The organism is Vulcaniibacterium gelatinicum (assembly GCF_008033445.1).
GTDB lineage: Bacteria > Pseudomonadota > Gammaproteobacteria > Xanthomonadales > Xanthomonadaceae > Vulcaniibacterium_B > Vulcaniibacterium_B gelatinicum.
In genome coordinates, this window is record NZ_VNKO01000007.1 from 51,821 (window position 1) to 69,537 (window position 17,717).

General features: G+C 72.7%; 17 protein-coding genes. 6 read left to right on the forward strand and 11 right to left on the reverse strand.

Going from position 1 to position 17,717, the window contains the following annotated elements:
• Entirely contained in the window at positions 1–954 is a 954-nt protein-coding gene (locus FPV26_RS05940) for a hypothetical protein (protein ID WP_147652797.1), read from the forward strand.
• A 33-nt stretch (positions 955–987) separates the two neighbouring features.
• Here FPV26_RS05940 and FPV26_RS05945 read toward each other — a convergent pair whose 3' ends face one another.
• Positions 988–1,893, reverse strand: a complete 906-nt coding sequence (locus tag FPV26_RS05945; protein ID WP_147652798.1) for a LysR family transcriptional regulator — start codon at positions 1,891–1,893, stop codon at positions 988–990.
• Between the two features lie 125 nt (positions 1,894–2,018).
• Between FPV26_RS05945 and FPV26_RS05950 the strand changes: the two genes are divergently transcribed.
• Both FPV26_RS05950 and FPV26_RS05955 read left to right on the forward strand, forming a co-directional pair.
• The gene (locus FPV26_RS05950) at positions 2,019–2,456 is read left to right on the forward strand and encodes a DoxX family membrane protein (RefSeq protein WP_147652799.1); all 438 of its coding nucleotides are present in this window, start codon (positions 2,019–2,021) and stop codon (positions 2,454–2,456) included.
• 99 nt (positions 2,457–2,555) lie between these two features.
• Positions 2,556–3,386, forward strand: a complete 831-nt coding sequence (locus tag FPV26_RS05955; protein WP_147652800.1) for a dioxygenase family protein — start codon at positions 2,556–2,558, stop codon at positions 3,384–3,386.
• Here the strand turns inward: FPV26_RS05955 and FPV26_RS05960 are convergent.
• Positions 3,314–4,018: an arylesterase gene (locus FPV26_RS05960; protein ID WP_147652801.1), complete on the reverse strand. Its 705-nt coding sequence runs from the start codon at positions 4,016–4,018 to the stop codon at positions 3,314–3,316. The genes FPV26_RS05955 and FPV26_RS05960 overlap by 73 nt on opposite strands.
• A gap of 84 nt (positions 4,019–4,102) precedes the next feature.
• On the opposite strand from FPV26_RS05960, the gene FPV26_RS05965 reads away from it, so the two are divergent.
• From FPV26_RS05965 to FPV26_RS05975, 3 genes are all read left to right on the forward strand, one after another.
• Positions 4,103–4,840, forward strand: coding sequence for an ABC transporter ATP-binding protein (locus FPV26_RS05965; RefSeq protein WP_147652802.1), 738 nt, complete (start codon positions 4,103–4,105; stop codon positions 4,838–4,840).
• Complete coding sequence (locus tag FPV26_RS05970) at positions 4,837–7,374, forward strand: ABC transporter permease (RefSeq protein WP_147652803.1); 2,538 nt, start codon at positions 4,837–4,839, stop codon at positions 7,372–7,374. The genes FPV26_RS05965 and FPV26_RS05970 overlap by 4 nt, the downstream gene beginning before the upstream one ends.
• Before the next feature lie 159 nt (positions 7,375–7,533).
• Positions 7,534–8,472, forward strand: coding sequence for a GGDEF domain-containing protein (locus FPV26_RS05975; RefSeq protein WP_147652804.1), 939 nt, complete (start codon positions 7,534–7,536; stop codon positions 8,470–8,472).
• A 35-nt stretch (positions 8,473–8,507) separates the two neighbouring features.
• Here FPV26_RS05975 and FPV26_RS05980 read toward each other — a convergent pair whose 3' ends face one another.
• The 9 genes from FPV26_RS05980 to folP all read right to left on the reverse strand — a co-directional run bounded on the left by FPV26_RS05980 (position 8,508) and on the right by folP (position 17,715).
• Complete coding sequence (locus FPV26_RS05980) at positions 8,508–9,800, reverse strand: adenylosuccinate synthase (RefSeq protein ID WP_147652805.1); 1,293 nt, start codon at positions 9,798–9,800, stop codon at positions 8,508–8,510.
• Between the two features lie 141 nt (positions 9,801–9,941).
• Complete coding sequence (locus FPV26_RS05985; RefSeq protein ID WP_147652806.1) at positions 9,942–10,130, reverse strand: DUF2065 domain-containing protein; 189 nt, start codon at positions 10,128–10,130, stop codon at positions 9,942–9,944.
• Between the two features lie 94 nt (positions 10,131–10,224).
• A complete protein-coding gene (gene hflC, locus FPV26_RS05990; protein WP_147652807.1) occupies positions 10,225–11,088 on the reverse strand; it encodes a protease modulator HflC in 864 nt (287 codons plus the stop codon).
• Positions 11,085–12,167, reverse strand: a complete 1,083-nt coding sequence (gene hflK / locus FPV26_RS05995; RefSeq protein WP_147652808.1) for an FtsH protease activity modulator HflK — start codon at positions 12,165–12,167, stop codon at positions 11,085–11,087. The genes hflC and hflK overlap by 4 nt, the downstream gene beginning before the upstream one ends.
• A 50-nt stretch (positions 12,168–12,217) precedes the next feature.
• The gene (gene hflX / locus FPV26_RS06000) at positions 12,218–13,525 is read right to left on the reverse strand and encodes a ribosome rescue GTPase HflX (protein WP_147652809.1); all 1,308 of its coding nucleotides are present in this window, start codon (positions 13,523–13,525) and stop codon (positions 12,218–12,220) included.
• Between the two features lie 174 nt (positions 13,526–13,699).
• On the reverse strand, positions 13,700–13,993 hold the full coding sequence (hfq, locus tag FPV26_RS06005; protein ID WP_147652810.1) for an RNA chaperone Hfq: 294 nt from the start codon (positions 13,991–13,993) through the stop codon (positions 13,700–13,702).
• A 134-nt stretch (positions 13,994–14,127) separates the two neighbouring features.
• Positions 14,128–15,129 carry a tRNA (adenosine(37)-N6)-dimethylallyltransferase MiaA gene (gene miaA / locus FPV26_RS06010; RefSeq protein WP_147652811.1) on the reverse strand — a complete coding sequence of 334 codons (1,002 nt, stop codon included), beginning with the start codon at positions 15,127–15,129 and terminating at the stop codon, positions 14,128–14,130.
• On the reverse strand, positions 15,126–16,619 hold the full coding sequence (gene putP / locus FPV26_RS06015; protein WP_147652812.1) for a sodium/proline symporter PutP: 1,494 nt from the start codon (positions 16,617–16,619) through the stop codon (positions 15,126–15,128). Before putP ends, miaA begins: the two co-directional genes overlap by 4 nt.
• Positions 16,620–16,815: 196 nt before the next feature.
• Positions 16,816–17,715, reverse strand: coding sequence for a dihydropteroate synthase (folP, locus tag FPV26_RS06020; protein ID WP_147652813.1), 900 nt, complete (start codon positions 17,713–17,715; stop codon positions 16,816–16,818).
• Positions 17,716–17,717: the final 2 nt, after the last annotated feature.

Below are 17,717 nucleotides of genomic sequence, written 5' to 3' on the forward strand. Positions count from 1 at the left end.
ATGAAGACGAGCAGCGTCGCCGTCCTCGGCGGGGTGATCCTCCTGGCTGGCGGGATCTGGCTGCTGTGGACTCCGGGACGCGGCACGGGTGGCGCAGAAGCTCCGCATGCCTCCGTGCAGGAGCGCCAGGCACGGCGTGAGCGACCGGCGCCATCCCGGCATGCCGCTGCCGGCCCGGAGTCGGCGCTGGCCACGCTCGGCCGCGCCTACGGCGCGCCGAGCCACATGGCCTTGCTGCGGGCGACTGCGGAACTGGATCCCGCGTTCGCGCTCGATGCCCATGACCTGGTGCAGTGGGCCGAACGTTTCTGTTCCGTGATGGGTGCCGGCAGCAGATACCCGGGCACGACATACACGGCGCTCTACGAGCGCATGGTGGCGCGCGAAATCCAACGCGCACATCCCCAGGTCCAGGCCTCGCACGCCTACCTGGACCAGGTGAGGTCGCGGTACTGCGATGCCGGGACGCCGCCGGCCGAACCGGAACGGTTGTGGGATGAGAGGATGCAAATCCGGCTGGCCGCCGGCATCGAAAGCCCCGACCATGCCAGGCTGGTCGAGGCACAGGCACAAGGGGCCGACCTCGGCACGGAGCATGTCCTCTCCGTTGCCCTCGATGTCGCCTCCAGCACCCGGAGTCCTGCCGTTTTCAAGGAGGCGGTGGATGTGCTGGCGGCGAACGGCTGGTCGCCGCCGGGCTTCCGGATGCCCGGGCTCTCGCACGAGCAGCAGCAGATGATGATCAGGGAACTCGGGGCGCTGTTGGCGATGTGCGCCCTGAACGGCGGCGGTTGCGGGCCGGGGAAGCTGATGGCGATCCGCTGGTGCTTGCCGAGCGATTGCGTCCCCGGCGAGTCGTTGCAGGATTTCCTGGCGCGCAACCACACACCCAACGATTTCCGTGCCGCACAGGCCTACGCCAACGCGCTGTTGGCGATGCGCCGACGCCCGTGAGGAAACAGCGGACCGCTTTCCCCGCGCACCCAGTCAGGCCGCCCGCTGCCAGGGCGGCTCGGCGAACGCCTCGGCCAGGAAGTCCACCAGCCGGCGCACCTTGAGCGGCAGGTGCTTGCGGCTCGGGTACACGGCGTGGATGCCGATGCGGATCGAACGGTACGCCGGCATCAGCTCGACCAGCCGGCCCGCGCGCAGGTCCTCGCCGACGATGAAGTCCGGCTGCAGGATCACGCCCTGGCCGTCGAGCGCGGCGGCACGGCAGGTGTCGCCGTTGTTGGCGTACAGCAGCGGACGGATGCGGACCGACACCGGCCCCTCGGGGCCGGTGAACCGCCATTCGTCGCCGGTGCTCCAGTAGCTGTAGGCCAGGATCCGGTGCGCGGCGAGTTCGGCCGGCCGGGTCGGAGTCCCATGCCGCGCCAGGTATTCCGGCGCGGCGCACAGCACCATGCGCGTCTCCGCCAGGCGCCGGCCGACCAGGTTCGAGCCGGGCATGTTCGCGATCCGCACCGCGAGGTCGTAGCCCTCCTCCACCAGGTCCACGATCCGGTCCGAGAGGGTGATCTCGAGCACGACCTTCGGGTTGCGCTCGATGAACCGCCCCCACAGCGGCGCCAGGTGCAGCACGCCGAAGGACAGCGGCGCGTTGACCTTGATCCGGCCCACCGGTTCGCCGCGGCGCGCGGTGACCTCGGCCTCGGCTTCGTCCAGCGTGGCGAGCAAGTCCTTGCAACGGGCGTGGAACTGCTCGCCCTCGGCGGTCAGCGACAGGCGCCGCGTGGTCCGCTGCAGCAGGCGCACGCCGAGCCGCTGTTCCAGTTCGGCGACGTGGCGCGAGACCGCGGCCTTGGACAGCCCCAGCGCCTCCGCCGCCCCGACGAAGCTGCCGGCGTCCACCACCGTTACGAAGCTCGCCATTTCCTGGAACCGGTCCATCGCCCACCTCGATTGTCACGAATCCCGTGACGATCATTCCACGATAACGGCGTTTATCACAACGAAATGGGGAAATACAGTACCCGCCAGCCCCGAGTCCGGGGCCGCCCCTTCCGGAGATCCCCATGAACGCCACCACCCTGACCCCTGCCCTGCCGGTCGCCCGCGCCGCCGCCGCCACCGACCTCGCCGCCCTGCTCCTGCGCCTGGCGCTGGGCGTGATGTTCTTCTTCCACGGCCTGATCAAGTTCACCGTGTTCACCCTGCCCGGCACCGTGCAGTTCTTCGAATCGCTGGGCTACCCCGGCTGGACCGCCTACCTCGTCGCCCCCGCCGAGCTGCTGGCCGGCATCGCCCTGGTCGCCGGGTTCCGCACCCGCACGGTCGCGCTGCTCTCGCTGCCGATCCTGCTCGGCTCGCTGCTCGCCCATGCCGGCAACGGCTGGCTGTTCTCGGCGCCGAACGGCGGCTGGGAGTACCCGCTGTTCCTGACCGTGGCCGCGATCGTGCTGGCCCTGCTCGGCGGCGGCCGCTACGCCGTCAGCCGCGCCACGGCGCGCTGAGTCCCGCAGCAGGTTCCCGTTTTCCACCCCGCACGCCCCACCCGCACGCGGCGCGGATCCTGCGCCGCGTGCCGTCCTGCTCCTGTCCGAGAGATCGTCATGTCCCGCGCCCCCGTCCTGTTCGTCTCCCACGGCTCGCCGATGTTCGCGATGGAGCCGGGCCGGCTCGGCCCGCAGCTGGCCGCGCTGGGCCGCCGCCTGGAGGGGGTGCGTGCGGTGCTGGTGGTGTCGCCGCACTGGCAGACCCGCGGGGTGCGGGTGATGACGACGCTGCGCCCGGAAACCGTGCACGACTTCGGTGGCTTTCCGCCGGCGCTGTACCGCCTCGGCTATCCGGTGGCCGGGGCGCCGGAGTTCGCCACGGAAGCCATGCGCCTGCTGCAGGCGGCGGGCTTCGAGGTCGCGCCCGATCCCACCCGCGGCCTCGACCATGGCGCCTGGGTGCCGCTGCGGCATCTGTTGCCGGCGGGCCGTCTGCCGGTGTTCCAGGTGTCGCTGCCGCTCGATCTGGACACCGCCGGCGCGCTGCGCCTGGGCCGGGCCCTGGCGCCGCTGCGCGCGCAGGGCGTGCTGATCGTCGGCTCCGGCAGCCTGACCCACAACCTGGACGAGTTCCGCCGGCAGGTGCGCGACGCCGACTACGCCCGCGCCTTCGCCGACTGGGTGGCCGACGCGGCCGCGCGCGGCGACACCGAGGCCCTCGTCCACTACCGCAGCCGCGCGCCGTTCGCCGGGCGCGCGCACCCGACCGAGGAGCATTACCTGCCGCTGCTGGTCGCCGCCGGCGCGGCCGAAGGCGATCCGCCGCCGCAGCGGCTCGAGGGCGGCATGGCCTACGGCACGCTGTGCATGGACTCCTACCTCTGGGAAGACCCGCCTGCCGCTGCGGCGCTCCCGCGCAGCAGCGGCGCCAGCGCACGCCACACGTGATCGCGCAGCCTGGGCTGCGCGGCGGCGACCGGGTGCAGGTTGTCGGCCTGGTAGGCGTCGCGCTCGAGCGCGACCGGTTCGAGCAGGAACGGCACCAGCGCGGTGTCGAAGCGCGCGGCCAGGTCGCGGAAGCTGCGCTCGAACTCGGCGGTGTACTCCGGCCCGTAGTTCGGCGGCATGCGCATGCCGACCAGCAGCACGCGCGCCCCCACGCCCTGCGCCGCGCCGATCATGCGCGCCAGGTTGCGCCGCATCTCGCGCAGCGGCAGCCCGCGCAGGGCGTCATTGGAACCGAGCGCGATCACCACCACCGCCGGCCGATGCCGCGCCACCTCCTGCACGATGCGCGCCGCGCCGCCGGCGCTGGTCTCGCCGCTGATGCTGGCGTTGACCACGCGCCAGCCGGGGTGGGTGCGGGCCATGCGTTCGGCGGTCAGCGCCACCCAGCCCTGCGCCGCATTCATCCCGTAGGCGGCCGAGAGCGAGTCGCCGATCACCAGCACGGTCGGCGGCGGCAGCGGCTGGACCCGGGCCGGGATGGCCTGCGCCAGCGCCGTCCACGCCGCCAGCGCCAGCCCCCAACCAATGGCCCATTGCCCGAAGCGCCGGAATGCCCCATTTGGCAGGTTCATGCACGCGTTCTCCCGTCGGCGCGGCCCTTGGCCGTGCCGCGATTTGCCGATGGCCGGCCCGCCGGCCCACGATGGATGCTCCGAATGAATAAGGCCGAACCGACCGTGCCGCAAGCCGAAGCCGCACTCGACGACCAGGCAGCGGTCGCAACCGCGCCCGCGCTGGAAGTCACCAATCTGGGCAAGCGGGTGACGCTGCCCTCCGGCGAGCTCACCATCCTCGACGGGCTGAGTTTCAGCATCGCCCGCGGCGAGGCGGTGGCGATCGTCGGCGCCTCCGGTTCCGGCAAGAGCACCCTGCTTGCGCTGATGGCCGGGCTCGACCTGCCCAGCAGCGGCCAGGTGACGCTGGAGGGCGCACCGATGTCCGCGCTCGACGAGGACGGCCGCGCGCGCGTGCGCGGCGAGAAGGTCGGGTTCGTGTTCCAGAGCTTCCAGCTGCTGCCCTCGCTCACCGCGCTGGAGAACGTGATGCTGCCGCTGGAGCTGCGCGGCGATGCCGACGCCGCCACGCCGGCACGCGCGATCCTCGACCGGGTCGGCCTCGGCCAGCGCCTGCACCACTACCCGCGCCAGCTCTCCGGCGGCGAGCAGCAGCGCGTGGCGCTGGCGCGCGCGTTCGTGACCCGGCCGGCGCTGCTGTTCGCCGACGAACCCACCGGCAACCTCGACACCCGCACCGGGCAGGCGATCATCGAGCTGCTGTTCGAACTCAACGCCGCCGCCGGCACCACCCTGGTGCTGGTGACCCACGACGAACACCTGGCACGGCGCTGCCGGCGCCTGCTGCGGCTGGACGGCGGGCGCCTGGTGGCCGCATGAACCGGCCCGCGCTCGTCCTCGCCTGGCGCCAGCTGCGCCGCGACCTCAAGTCCGGCGACGTGCGCATCCTGCTCGCGGCGCTGACGCTCGCGGTGTTCGCGGTGACCGCGGTCGGCTTCGTCACCGACCGCGCCGAGCGCGCGCTGCTGCTGGAGGCCAACCGGCTGATGGGCGGCGACGCGGTGGTGCGCGCCGATGCGCCGATCGGCGGCGCGGTGCGCGCGGCGGCGCAAACGCCGGCGCTGCGGCGCGCCGAGACGGTCGAGCTCGACACCATGATCCGGGTCGGCAGCGGCGAAACGGCGCGCCTGCGCCTGGGCGAACTGCGCGCGCTCGGGCCGGGCTATCCGCTGCGCGGTACGTTCCGGGTGATCGCGGCCGACGACGGCGTGGAACGGCCGGCCGACGGCATTCCGCGGCCCGGCACGCTGTGGATGAGCCGGGCCGGCGCCGAGGCGCTCGGCGCGCGGATCGGCGACGAGGTGCGCCTGGGCACCGCCACGCTGCGCCTGGACGCGCTGGTGACGCAGGAACCGGACGCCTCGTTCGACTATTTCGCCGTCGCGCCGAAGGTGTTCATCGCGCTCGCCGACCTGCCGCGCACCGGGCTGGTGCAGGAAGGCAGCCGCGTCGCGTACCGGCTGGTCGTGGCCGGCGAACCGGCGGCGGTCGAACGCTTCGTCGCGCGCGTGCGCCCGGCCCTGGCGCGCGGGCAGCGGCTGGTCACCATCGGCCAGTCGCGCCCCGAGCTGCGCTCGGCGCTGGATCGCGCCGGACGCTTCCTCGGCCTGGCCGCGCTGGTGTCGGTGGTGCTGGCCGCGGTCGCGGTGGCCATGGCCGCGCGCCGGCACAGCGCGCGCCACCTGTCCGGCGCGGCGGTGATGCGCTGCCTGGGCGCCAGCCAGCGCACCCTGGTGGCGATCCACGTCGGCGAACTGCTGCTGCTCGGCCTGGGCGCGAGCGCGCTCGGCGTGCTGCTCGCGTTCGCGGGCCAGCAGGCGGTGGTCGCCTGGCTCGCGCGCACGCTCGAACTGTCCATCCCGCCCGCCGGCTGGCTGCCGGCGCTGCACGGCCTGGGCGTGGGCCTGGTGGTGCTGCTCGCCTTCGGCGCGCCGCCGGTGCTGGCGCTGCGGCGGGTGTCGGCGCTGCGCGTGCTGCGCCGCGACCTGGACGCCACCGAACCGAGGGCGTGGGCGGTGGCCCTCGCCGGCCTGGCCGGCCTGGCGGCGCTGCTGTGGTGGAAGGCCGGCTCGGCCGCGCTCGGCGGCGCAATGCTGCTCGGCATCGGCGCCACCTTCGCCGTGCTCGCGCTGCTGGCGTGGCTGCTGATCGTCGCGGTGCGCCGGCTGCGGCCGCGCCTGCGCGGCAGCCTGCGCTACGGGCTGGCCAACGTCAGCCGCCGCGCCGCCAGCAGCGTGGCCCAGGTCTCCGCCCTCGGCCTGGGCCTGATGGCGCTGCTGCTGCTCACCTTCGTCCGCACCGACCTGCTCGACCGCTGGCAGCGGCAGCTCGCCGAGGACGCGCCGAACCGCTTCATCGTCAACGTCCAGTCCGACCAGGTGCAGCCGGTGCGTGCGTTCATCGCCGCGCGCGGCCTGCCCGCGCCCGAGCTGCACCCGATGGTGCGGGCGCGCTACGTGGCCCGCAACGGCACCCCGGTGGCGCACCAGCGCCGCGACGACACCGCCCCCGCGGACGACGCCGAACGCCGGCGGCGGCGCTGGAGCGAGCGCGAGTTCAACCTTTCCACCGCGACCGGGCTGCGCGAGGACAACACGGTCGTGGCCGGCCGCTACTGGCACGCCACCGTGCCGCGCACGCCGGAGCTGTCGGTGGAAGAGGACTTCGCCGCCTCGCTCGGCTGGGCGCTCGGCGACCGCGTCGCCTTCGACATCGGCGGCCGGCGCCTGGAAGCGACGATCACCAGCCTGCGCCGGGTCGAGTGGGAGAGCTTCCGGCCCAACTTCTTCGTCCTGGTCTCGCCGGGCGCGCTCGACCCCTACCCGGCCAGTTACATCACCGCGGTGCGCGTGCCGCAGGGCGAGGCGCGCTTCACCGCGGCGCTGGTCGAGCGCTTCCCCAACCTGTCGGTGATTGACGTGGACGCGGTGCTGGCGCAGGTGCGCGCCACCGGCGACCAGGTCTCGCGGGTGGTGCAGGTGGTGTTCTGGTTCGCGCTCGCCGCCGGGGTGCTGGTGCTGCTGGCCGCGGTCAGCGCCAGCCAGGACGAGCGCCTGCTCGAGGGCGGGGTGATGCGCGTGCTCGGCGGCAGCCGCCGCCAGCTGCGGCTGGCGCAGGCCTCGGAATTCGCCGCGATCGGCCTGCTCTCCGGCCTGGTCGCGGCGATCGCCGCCTCGGTGCTGTCGGGCGTGGTCGCCGAACGCGTGTTCGACCTGCCCTGGCAACCGAACTGGCGCCTGGCCGCCGCCGGCGGGGCGCTGGGCATGCTCGCCGCGCTCGCCGCCGGCCTGTTCGCGACCCGCCGCGTGCTGGACACCCCGCCCAGCGTGACCCTGCGCGCGCTGCAGGAGTGACCCTGCGGCCGCGTACGGTGCACCGCAGCTTGCAAGCCCTCCGCGCGGCCCCGAACATCGGGGAATGCGCCTGCGGTTCCCTCGTCTCGACCCCGTCCTGCGCCGCCTGCGCGGCGATTTCCGGCTCGCGATCCTGACCCGTTCGGGCTGGTCGCATGCGTGGGGATCCTGCCGTTCGCCGTGCTCCGTTTCGCCCAGGGCAACTGGGCGGTCGGGGTCGCCGATACCTTCATCATCCTCGGCATCGCCACGCTCACGACCTATGCCTGGTGGAGCGGGCAAACCAAGCGGGCCTGCGTCGCCGTCGTCTTCGTCTACACCCTCGGCGGGCTGTTCGTGGCCAGCCAGATCGGTCCCCCGGGGATCATGTGGATGTATCCGGTGCTGCTCACCAACTTCCTGCTGGTGAGGCGGCTGCTGGCGATGACGGCATCCTTGTTCGCCCTGGCAGCACTGCCCCTGACGGGCGCGCTCGAGCATTCGATGGATGTGATCGCCTTCCTGGTCACCGGGGGCATCACCTGCGCCTTCTCTTTCATCTTCGCCTACCGCACCGACACCCAGCGCGCGCAGCTCGAGGACCTGGCCTGCCACGACCCGCTCACCGGCACCTACAACCGGCGCGCGCTCGAGCGCGAACTGCGCATCGCGCTCGAAGGCCACCGCCGCTACGGCACGCCGTGCGGCCTGGCGATCCTCGACATCGACCATTTCAAGCAGATCAACGACCGCTACGGGCACGAGGCCGGCGATTCGGTGCTGATGGACTTCGCCCGCCTGATCCAGCGCCAGATCCGTGCCGGCGACCGCTTCTTCCGCTCCGGCGGCGAGGAATTCCTGCTGCTCGTGCCCGGCGCCACGCGCGAGGGGCTGCTCGTCTTCTGCGAGAAGCTGCGCGCCTGTGTCGCCGAACAGCTGCACTGCAACGGCGAGGCGATCACCGTCTCGATCGGCGCGGCAATGCTCGAGACCGACACCGAGGCCGGGCCGTGGCTGGCCCGCGCCGACGCGGCGCTGTACCGGGCCAAGCACGCCGGCCGCAACCGGGTCGAGTTCGCCGCCGCGGAACCGGCGCCGGCGGCCACGGCCACCGGCTGAAGGCGCCGCAGCGCCCAGCCTGGATCAGCTGCCGCTCAGGCGAACGGATCGCGCAGGACGATGTTGGCGTCGCGGTCCGGGCCGGTGCTGACGATCGCCAGCGGGCAGCCGGCCAGCTCCTCCAGCGCGCGCAGGTAGGCGCGTGCCGCGGCCGGCAGCTTCTCCCACTCGGTGATGCCGTGGGTGCGCTCCTGCCAGCCCGGGAACTCCAGGTACACCGGGGTGCACTCCTCCCAGCCGGCGGCGTCCAGCGGCGCGTACTCGGTGCGCTTGCCGCGGTATTCGTAGGCGATGCACACCTTGAGCTTGTCCATGCCGTCGAGCACGTCGAGCTTGGTGATGCACAGGCCGGTGATGCCGTTGATCGCCACCGCGCGCTTGAGCGCGACGATGTCGATCCAGCCGCAGCGGCGCGGACGGCCGGTAGTGGCGCCGTATTCCTGGCCGCGGTCGCGCAGCACCTGGCCGATCGCGTCGTCGAGTTCGGTCGGGAACGGGCCGCCGCCCACGCGCGTGGCGTAGGCCTTGGCGATGCCGAGCACGTAGTCGATCGCGTCCGCGCCCACGCCGGCGCCGGCGAGCGCGCCGCCGATGGTGGTGTTGGACGAGGTGACGTACGGATAGGTGCCGTGGTCGATGTCGAGCAGCGAGCCCTGCGCGCCCTCGAACAGCACCCGCTTGCCGGCCTTGCGCAGGTCGTGGAGGATGCCGGCGACGTCGGACTTCATCGGCTCGACGTACGCGCCGAAGGCCAGCGCCTCGTCCAGCGTGCGCTGGAAGTCCACCGCCTCCACGCCCAGGTACTTGGTCAGCACGAAGTTGTGGTAGTCGAGCACCGCGCGCAGCTTCTCGGCCAGCTCGTCCGGATAGCTCAGGTCGGCCACGCGCACGCCGCGGCGCGCCACCTTGTCCTCGTAGGCCGGGCCGATGCCGCGCCCGGTGGTGCCGATCGCCTTGCCGCCGGCGGCCTTCTCCCGCGCCTGGTCCAGCGCGATGTGGTACGGCATGATCAGCGGCGTGGCCGGGCTGATCTTCAGCCGCGAACGCACCTCGACGCCGCTGGCCTCCAGCTCCTCGATCTCCTTGCGCAGCGCGGCCGGGCTCAGCACCACGCCGTTGCCGATCAGGCACAGCGCGCCTTCGCGCAGGATGCCCGACGGGATCAGGTGCAGCACCGTCTTCTTGCCGCCGATGACCAGGGTATGGCCCGCGTTGTGCCCGCCCTGGAAGCGGACCACGGCGCCGATGTCCTGCGTGAGCAGGTCCACGATCTTGCCCTTGCCCTCGTCGCCCCACTGGGCACCGAGGACCACCACTGACTGACCCATTGCCAAACTCCGGAAGCGGCGCCGCAGGCGCGGACACGGAAAAGCCGGAGGGGCGATGGCCCCGTCCGGCTTTCGGGAATTATCCGGGTTTTGCCCCGCCGGGGCCACCCCATGCGGCCCGCGGCCGACGGCCGGGGCGGCTCAGGAGCGGACCAGCAGCAGGGCCGCCACGCCGAGCAGCATCACCGCCCCGCCGACCACCCGCAACTGGCGGTTGCTCATCGCCAGCATCTGCTCGGCGGCGCGCTTCCACCCGCCCGGAGCGGCGAACAGGAACAGCCCCTCGAGCACGGCGACCAGGCACAGGGCGGAGAGCAGTTCGGTGGTCATCTCGATCGTCGGTCAACCGAAGCGAAGTGCCAGCGCGGCCGGCCCCTGTCCGGCCGGCCGTTCCGCAACGAAGCAGCGTACGTCCCGATCCGCCTCAACGCTCGTCGCGCAGGTACTGCAGGAACGGGTCGTTGCGCTCGAGCACGATCACCGCCTCGCCGTCGGCGAACGCCTTGCGGTAGGCCTCCAGGCTGCGGTGGAACGCGTAGAAGCCCGGATCGCTGCCGTAGGCCTGCGCGTAGATCCGCGCCGCCTGCGCGTCGCCCTCGCCGCGCAGCTTCTGCGCGTCGCGCTCGGCCTCGGCCAGGATCACCGCCCGGTCGCGGTCCGCCTGGGCCCGGATCTGCTGCGCCTGCTCCTCGCCCTCGGCCCGCAGCCGGCTGGCCACCTGCTGGCGCTGCGCGCTCATCCGCCGGTACACGTCACGGATCACCTGGCTGTCGGTGGGCAGGTCTATCTGCTTGATGCGCAGATCCACGATCCGCACCCCCAGCGTCTGCGCACCCTTGTTGATCGCGTCGAGCTGGCTCTTGACGATCTCGGTGCGGTCGCCCGACACCACCTGCGACAGCGTGCGCCCGTTGATCTCGTTGCGCAGCGCGTCCTTGATGATCGGCGCCAGGCGCTCGACCGCGACGTCCTCGTTGCCGCCGGTGGCGCGGTAGAACGCGCGCGCGTCCTCGATCCGGCCGACCGCGAAGAAATCCACGCTGACGTCCTTGCGCTCCGAGGTCAGGTAACGCTCCGGCTCGGCCGGCAGCACCTGCAGGCGGCGGTCGAAGACCCGCGCGCTCTCGATCAACGGCAGCTTGAAGTGCAGCCCCGGCCCGATGTCGGTGCGCGACACCCGGCCCAGGTTGAGCACGATCGCGGTGTGACCCTCGGCGACCACGTACACCGAGCCCAGCAGCGCCAGCAGGGCGACCGCCACGCCCGCCATCCAGATCCGGAACTTCATCGGCTTGCCTCCCCGCCGTCACGCGGATTGCGGCCCGGGCGACGCTCGCCCTCGCCCGCGCCCACCGTCGGCGCGACCAGTTCGGCCGGCACCAGCGGCGGCTGCGGCGCCGCGGCCGAGCCGCCGGCCTCGCGCATCGGCACGTAGATCAACTGGCGGCCGTCGCCGCCGACCACCTTGCGGTTCTCCGCCAGCACCTGCTGCACCGTCTCCAGCCACAGGCGCTTGCGCGTGACCTCCGGCGCGAGGCGGTACTGGTCCACCAGCAGGCTGAAGCGCTGCGCGTCGCCGCTGGCGCGCGCGATCGCCGCGGTCTTGTAGCCGTCGGCGACGGTGCGCACCCGCGCCGCCTCGCCGCGCGCCTCGGGCACCACCTTGGCCGCGTAGGCGCGCGCCTCGCTGATCAGGCGGTCCTTGTCCTGCTGCGCGCTGTTGACGTCGTCGAAGGCCGGCTTGACCTCCTCCGGCGGACGGGCATTGGGCAGGTTGAGCTCGGTCACCACCAGGCCGGTGCGGTAGGCCTCGAGCGATTTCTGCAGGTTGGTGCGCGCCGCCACCGCCAGCGCGTTGCGCGCGCCGAGCACGGTGTCCAGGCTGGAGCGGCCGACCTGCTCGCGCACGGTGCTGAGCGCGGCCTGGCGCAGCACCTCGTCGGCGTCGCGGGTGCCGAACAGGTAGCGCTGCGGATCGGCGACCCGGTACTGCACGTTGATCTCGACCTGGACGATGTTCTCGTCCGCGGTCAGCACCGGCACGTTGTCGCTGAAGGTCTTGATCTGGGTGGCGTTGACCTTGATCACGCGCTCGATCGGCCAGGGCAGCTTGAAGTTCGGGCCGGGCTGCATCACCCGCGCGAACTGGCCGAAGCGCAGCACCACGCCGCGCTGCTGCTCGGCGACCAGCACGAAGGTGTCGAACACCAGCCACAGGCCGAGGATCAGCGCGACCCAGCGGCCGGCGCCGCCGCCGCCGGCGAAGTTGCGGAGATTGTCCAGCAGGCGGCCGATCCCGCCGCCCGAGGGTGTCCAGGGTTTGCGGCCGCCCCGGTTGGGCGAACCGCCAGGAGTGTTCCAGGCCATGCCTGCTCCGTAGCAAGGGGGAGCGCGCGTGCCGCGCGCGTCGGGGGATTCTAGCCGGTCGCCGCCTGGTTCTGCGCCGCGGGCAGCAGCGCCCGCAGCGGCGCGCCGTGGGCCTGCGCGGCCAGGCGCACCGCATCGGCCTCGGCGATGTCGAGGTGCAGGATCCAGCCGTCGGCGTCGTGGCGCTCGCCGCGCACCGCATCGAGCCGGTACAGATGCGCGCGCAGGCGCCCGGCGTCGGGCGGCAGCGCGAGCTCGGCGCGGATCCGGCGCAGCCCCAGGCGCGCGCCCAGCGCCTCGCGCAGTTGCGCCAGGCCGAGCCGGTCGCGGGCCGAGATCCAGACCCGCTCGCGGCCGTTGCCTGGCACGTCGTGGCGCGGCGTCGCGGCGTCGAGCCGGTCGATCTTGTTGTACACCAGCAGCTGCGGCAGCTCGCCCGCGCCGATTTCGGCCAGCACCGCGTCCACCTGCGCGATGCGCTCGTCGCGGTGCGGATCGGCCGCGTCCACCACGTGCAGCAGCAGGTCGGCCTCGCGCGCCTCGGAGAGGGTGGAGCGGAACGCGGCCACCAGCTCGTGCGGCAGGTCGCGCACGAACCCGACGGTGTCGGCGAGCACGATCTGGCCGCCCGGCAGCGCGACCCGGCGCACGGTGGGGTCCAGGGTGGCGAACAGCTGGTCGGCGGCGTAGGCGTCGGCACCGGTCAGCGCATTGAACAGCGTGGACTTGCCGGCGTTGGTGTAGCCGACCAGGGCCACGCGCGGCAGTTCGCTGCGCACCCGCGCACGGCGCATCTGGGTGCGCTGCACCTCCACCTTCTCCAGCCGCTTCTGCAACTGCTCGACCCGCTTCTGCAGCAGCCGGCGGTCGGTCTCGAGCTGGGTCTCGCCGGGGCCGCGCAGGCCGATCGCGCCGCCGCGCTGGCGCTCCAGGTGGGTCCAGCCGCGCACCAGGCGCGTGGCCATGTGCCGGAGCTGGGCCAGCTCGACCTGCAGCTTGCCTTCGTGCGAATGCGCGCGCAGGGCGAAGATGTCCAGGATCAGGCCGGTGCGGTCCACCACCCGGCGCTGCAGCGCCTTCTCCAGGTTGCGTTCCTGCACCGGGGTCAGGGCATGGTTGACCAGCACCAGGTCGGCGCCGCTGGCCTCGCAGGCGGCCTTGATCTCCTCGAGCTTGCCGCTGCCGATCAGGGTGGCCGGATTGGGGCGGTCGATGCGCGCGGTGACCAGCGCGGCGACGGTGGCGCCGGCGGAACGGGCGAGATCGGCGAACTCCTCGACCAGGTCCTGCTCCGGCGGACCGCCGGCATGGGGCTGGATCAGCAGCGCGTACTCGCCCTTGCGGGAGCGTTCGAACATGCGGGGACTTCTACTCCTTCTCCCGCGGGCGGGGGAAGGATGGAATGGGGGCGCGGCGGCCCGAGGAAAAGGGGGGAAAAGGGGTCAGAGTCATTTTTCGCAGCGGGAAGGCCAAGCTCACTCATCGCTTCGCGCGCGAAAAATGACTCTGACCCCTTTTCCTGCCTTTTCCTGTCAGTCCGGATCGTCGCCGCCTTCGTCCGGGGCCTCGCCGCCGGAGGCATCGGCCGCCGGCTGCACGTAGCCGCCGCCCGGCCCCACCCGCACGTTGCGCGCCGGGACCACGGTCGAGATCGCGTGCTTGTACACCATCTGGCTGACGGTATTGCGCAGCAGGACCACGAACTGGTCGAAGGACTCGATCGTGCCCTGCAGCTTGATGCCGTTGACCAGGTAGATCGAGACCGGCACCCGTTCGCGGCGCAGCGCGTTCAGGAAAGGATCCTGCAAGGACTGTCCCTTGGACATGTGGTTTCCCCAGCTTGGTTCTTGTTGTGGCGGCACGCGCCGCGTCGCCCGACCCGATGCGCTCCCCCGGCGGCGACCGGCCGATGGTACACAACCCGGCCGGCGCGGGGTGGGAACCGGGTCGCGGGGCGCGCTCAAGCCCCGGCGCTGCGGGGAAGGAACCGGGCCAGCGCGCGCTCCAGCTCCGCCCGCTGCGCCTGCGGGTCGAACCAGCGCGCGTCGAGCTCGCCGCGCAGCCAGGTGAGCTGGCGCTTGGCGAGCTGGCGGGTGGCGAAGATCGCGCGCTCGCGGAAGGCGGCGAACGCCGCCTCGCGTTCCGGCGCCGGCAGGGCGGGCGCGGCCTCGAGCCGGTCCAGGTACTCCCACGCCTGGCGGTAGCCGACCGCGCGCAGCGCCGGCAGATCCAGCGGCGTCGGGTGCGTGGCCAGCGCCGGCAGCGCGCGCAGGCGCCGCACCTCGTCGAGGAAGCCGGCCTCGAGCATCGCGTCGAAACGGCGCGCGATGCGCGCGTGCAGCACGGACCGCTCGCGCGGCGCCAGCACCAGCTTCAGCACCCGCACCGGCAGCCGCGACGCGCCGTGTCCGCGCTGCCAGGCGCTGATCGGCCGGCCGCTGGCGCGGAACACCTCCAGCGCGCGCTGGATGCGCTGCGGATCGGTGGGATGGATGCGCGCGGCGGCCTCCGGATCCACCCGCGCCAGCTCGGCGTGCAGCGCCGGCCAGCCGCGCGCGGCGGCCTCGGCGGCGATCTGCGCGCGCAGCGCGGGGTCGGCCTCCGGCATTGGCGCCAGGCCATGCAGCAGCGCGTGGAAATACAGCCCGGTGCCGCCGGCCAGGATCGGCACCCGCCCGCGCGCGAGGATGTCCGCGATCGCGCGCCGCGCGTCGGCGGCGAACTCGGCCGCGGAATAGGTCTGCCACGGTTCGCGCAGGTCGAGCAGATGGTGCGGTACGCGCGCGCGCTCGGCCGCGTCGGGCTTGGCCGCGCCGATGTCCAGGCCGCGGTACACCAGCGCCGAATCCACGCTCACGATCTCGCCGCCGAGCCGCCCGGCCCATTCCAGTGCGAGCGCGGTCTTGCCCGACGCGGTCGGGCCCATCAGGGCGATGGCGGGGGGACGCGCGTCGGCGGTCAATACCCGTTTTCCTGCAAGGCCGCATGCACCTGCTGGTGGGTGGCCTGGACGTCGTCATCCGGCACCCGGTCGAGCAGGCTCACGACCACGATCGCCACCGACGCGGCCAGGAAGCCCGGCACCATCTCGTACAGTGCGCTGCCGGTCTGCTTCCACAGGATCACGGTCAGCGCGCCGACGACCATGCCGGCAAGCGCGCCGTTGCGGGTCATCCGCTGCCAGTACAGCGAGAACAGCACCACCGGCCCGAACGCGGCGCCGAAGCCCGCCCAGGCATAGGCCACCAGGCCCAGCACCCGGCTCTCCGGATCGCGCGCGATCCAGATCGCCGCCAGCGCCACCAGCAGCACCATCGCCCGCCCGAACCAGACCAGCTCGCGCTGCCCTGCGTGCGGGCGCACGAAGCCCTTGTAGAAGTCCTCGGTCAGCGCGCTCGAGCACACCAGCAGCTGGCACGAGAGCGTGCTCATGATCGCGGCCAGGATCGCCGACAGCAGCACGCCGGCCACCCACGGGTTGAACAGCAGCGTGGACAGGGCGATGAACACCCGCTCGGGGTTCTCGCGCACCATCCCGCCCTGCTCCGGATGCGCGGCGAAGTAGGCGATGCCGAAGAAGCCCACCGCCATCGCCCCGAACAGGCACAGGACCATCCAGGTCATGCCGATCCGGCGCGCCTTCGGGATCGTCGCCAGCGAATCGGCGGCCATGAACCGCGCCAGGATGTGCGGCTGGCCCATGTAGCCCAGCCCCCAGGCCAGCAGCGAGACGATGCCGACCAGGCCCAGTGCGCCGCCCTTGAACCAGTCCAGCCGCGTCGGATCCACCTGCTCCACCAGCGCCAGGCTCGGCCCGATGCCGCCGTTGCTCAGCACCACCACGATCGGGGTGAGCAGCAGGGCGAAGATCATCAGCGAGGCCTGCACCGTGTCGGTCCAGCTCACCGCGAGGAAACCGCCGATGAAGGTGTACAGGATCGTCACCGCCGCGCCGTACCACAGCGCCTGCGCGTAGGGCACGCCGAACACGCTCTCGAACAGGCGCGCGCCGGCGACGATGCCGCTGGCGCAGTACACCGCGAAGAACACCAGGATCACCAGCGCCGAGAGCACCCGCAGCAGCCTGTCGCGGTCGGCGAAACGGTGGGTGAAGTAGTCCGGCAGGGTCAGCGCGTTGCGGGTGCGCTCGGTGTAGATCCGCAGCGGGCCGGCGACGAAGCGCCAGTTGAACCAGGCGCCGACGACCAGCCCCAGCGCGATCCAGGCCTCCGACACCCCGCCCAGGTACAGCGCGCCGGGCAGGCCCATCAGCAGCCAGCCGCTCATGTCCGAGGCGCCGGCCGACATCGCGGTGACGAAGCCGCCCAGCGAGCGGCCGCCGAGGATGTAGTCGTCGAAGCTGCGGGTGGCGCGCCAGGCGGCAAAGCCGATGGCGACCATCAGGAACAGGTAGATGGCGAAGGTGACGATCAGCGGCGTGCTGGCGGTCATGCGGCGCGTTCCCCCTCCGGATCCGCGGACCGGACCCTCGAGCGCCGAAGCTTACCCGCCCGCGTCCGGCCGCGCTTGTGCACAAGGATTGTGGACAAGCGTCGGGACGAGGCTGTGGACAAGTGGTTCCACGGCCGGCGCCGCAAGGCCCGCGGCCAGGTTGGCGAAATTTTGTCCAGCGGCCGCCGGACGGCGCTCAGTCCTCGTCCGGCCAGCGGATTGCCGGCGCGGCCGCCCTGGCCCGCGGCGCCGGCACCGCCGCGACCGCGTTCCAGACCTTGAGCGCATCCACCGTGGCGGCCACGTCGTGCACGCGCAGCAGGCGCGCGCCGCGCTGGGCGGCGATCAGGTGCGCGGCCACCGAGCCGTGCACGCGCGCGTGCGCGTCCTCGCGCCCGGTCAGCTCGCCGATGCTGCGCTTGCGCGACAGGCCGGCCAGCACCGGCACGCCCAGGTCGGCCAGGCGCTCGAGCTGGGCGAGCAGGACCAGGTTGTGTTCGAGGGTCTTGCCGAAGCCGAAGCCCGGGTCCACCACGATCCGCTTCTTCGGGATCCCGGCCATCTCCGCGGCGAACACCCGCTCGGCGAGGAAGTTGCGCACCTCGCCCACCACGTCGTCGTAGCGCGGCGCGTCCTGCATGCTGCGCGGCTCGCCCTGCATGTGCATCAGCACCACCGGCACGCCGAGCGCGGCCGCGGCGTCGAGCGCGCTCTCGCGGCGCAGCGCGTACACATCGTTGATCATGCCGGCGCCGGCCGCCACCGCCGCGCGCATCACCTCCGGCTTGGAGGTGTCCACGCTGATCGGCAGCGCGGTGCGCGCGGCCAGCGCCTCGATCACCGGGATCACCCGCCGCAGTTCCTCCTCGAGCGGCACCGGCTGCGCGCCCGGGCGGGTGGACTCGCCGCCGACGTCGAGCAGGTCGGCGCCCTCCTCCGCCAGGCGCAGGCCGTGCGCGACCGCAGCCTCGGTCGTGGCGTGCTCGCCGCCGTCGGAGAACGAATCCGGGGTGACGTTGACGATGCCCATCACCCGCGGGCGGTCGAGCCTGAGGACGCGGCCCGCGCAATCCAGCGTGGGGACGGTGTCGAACATCC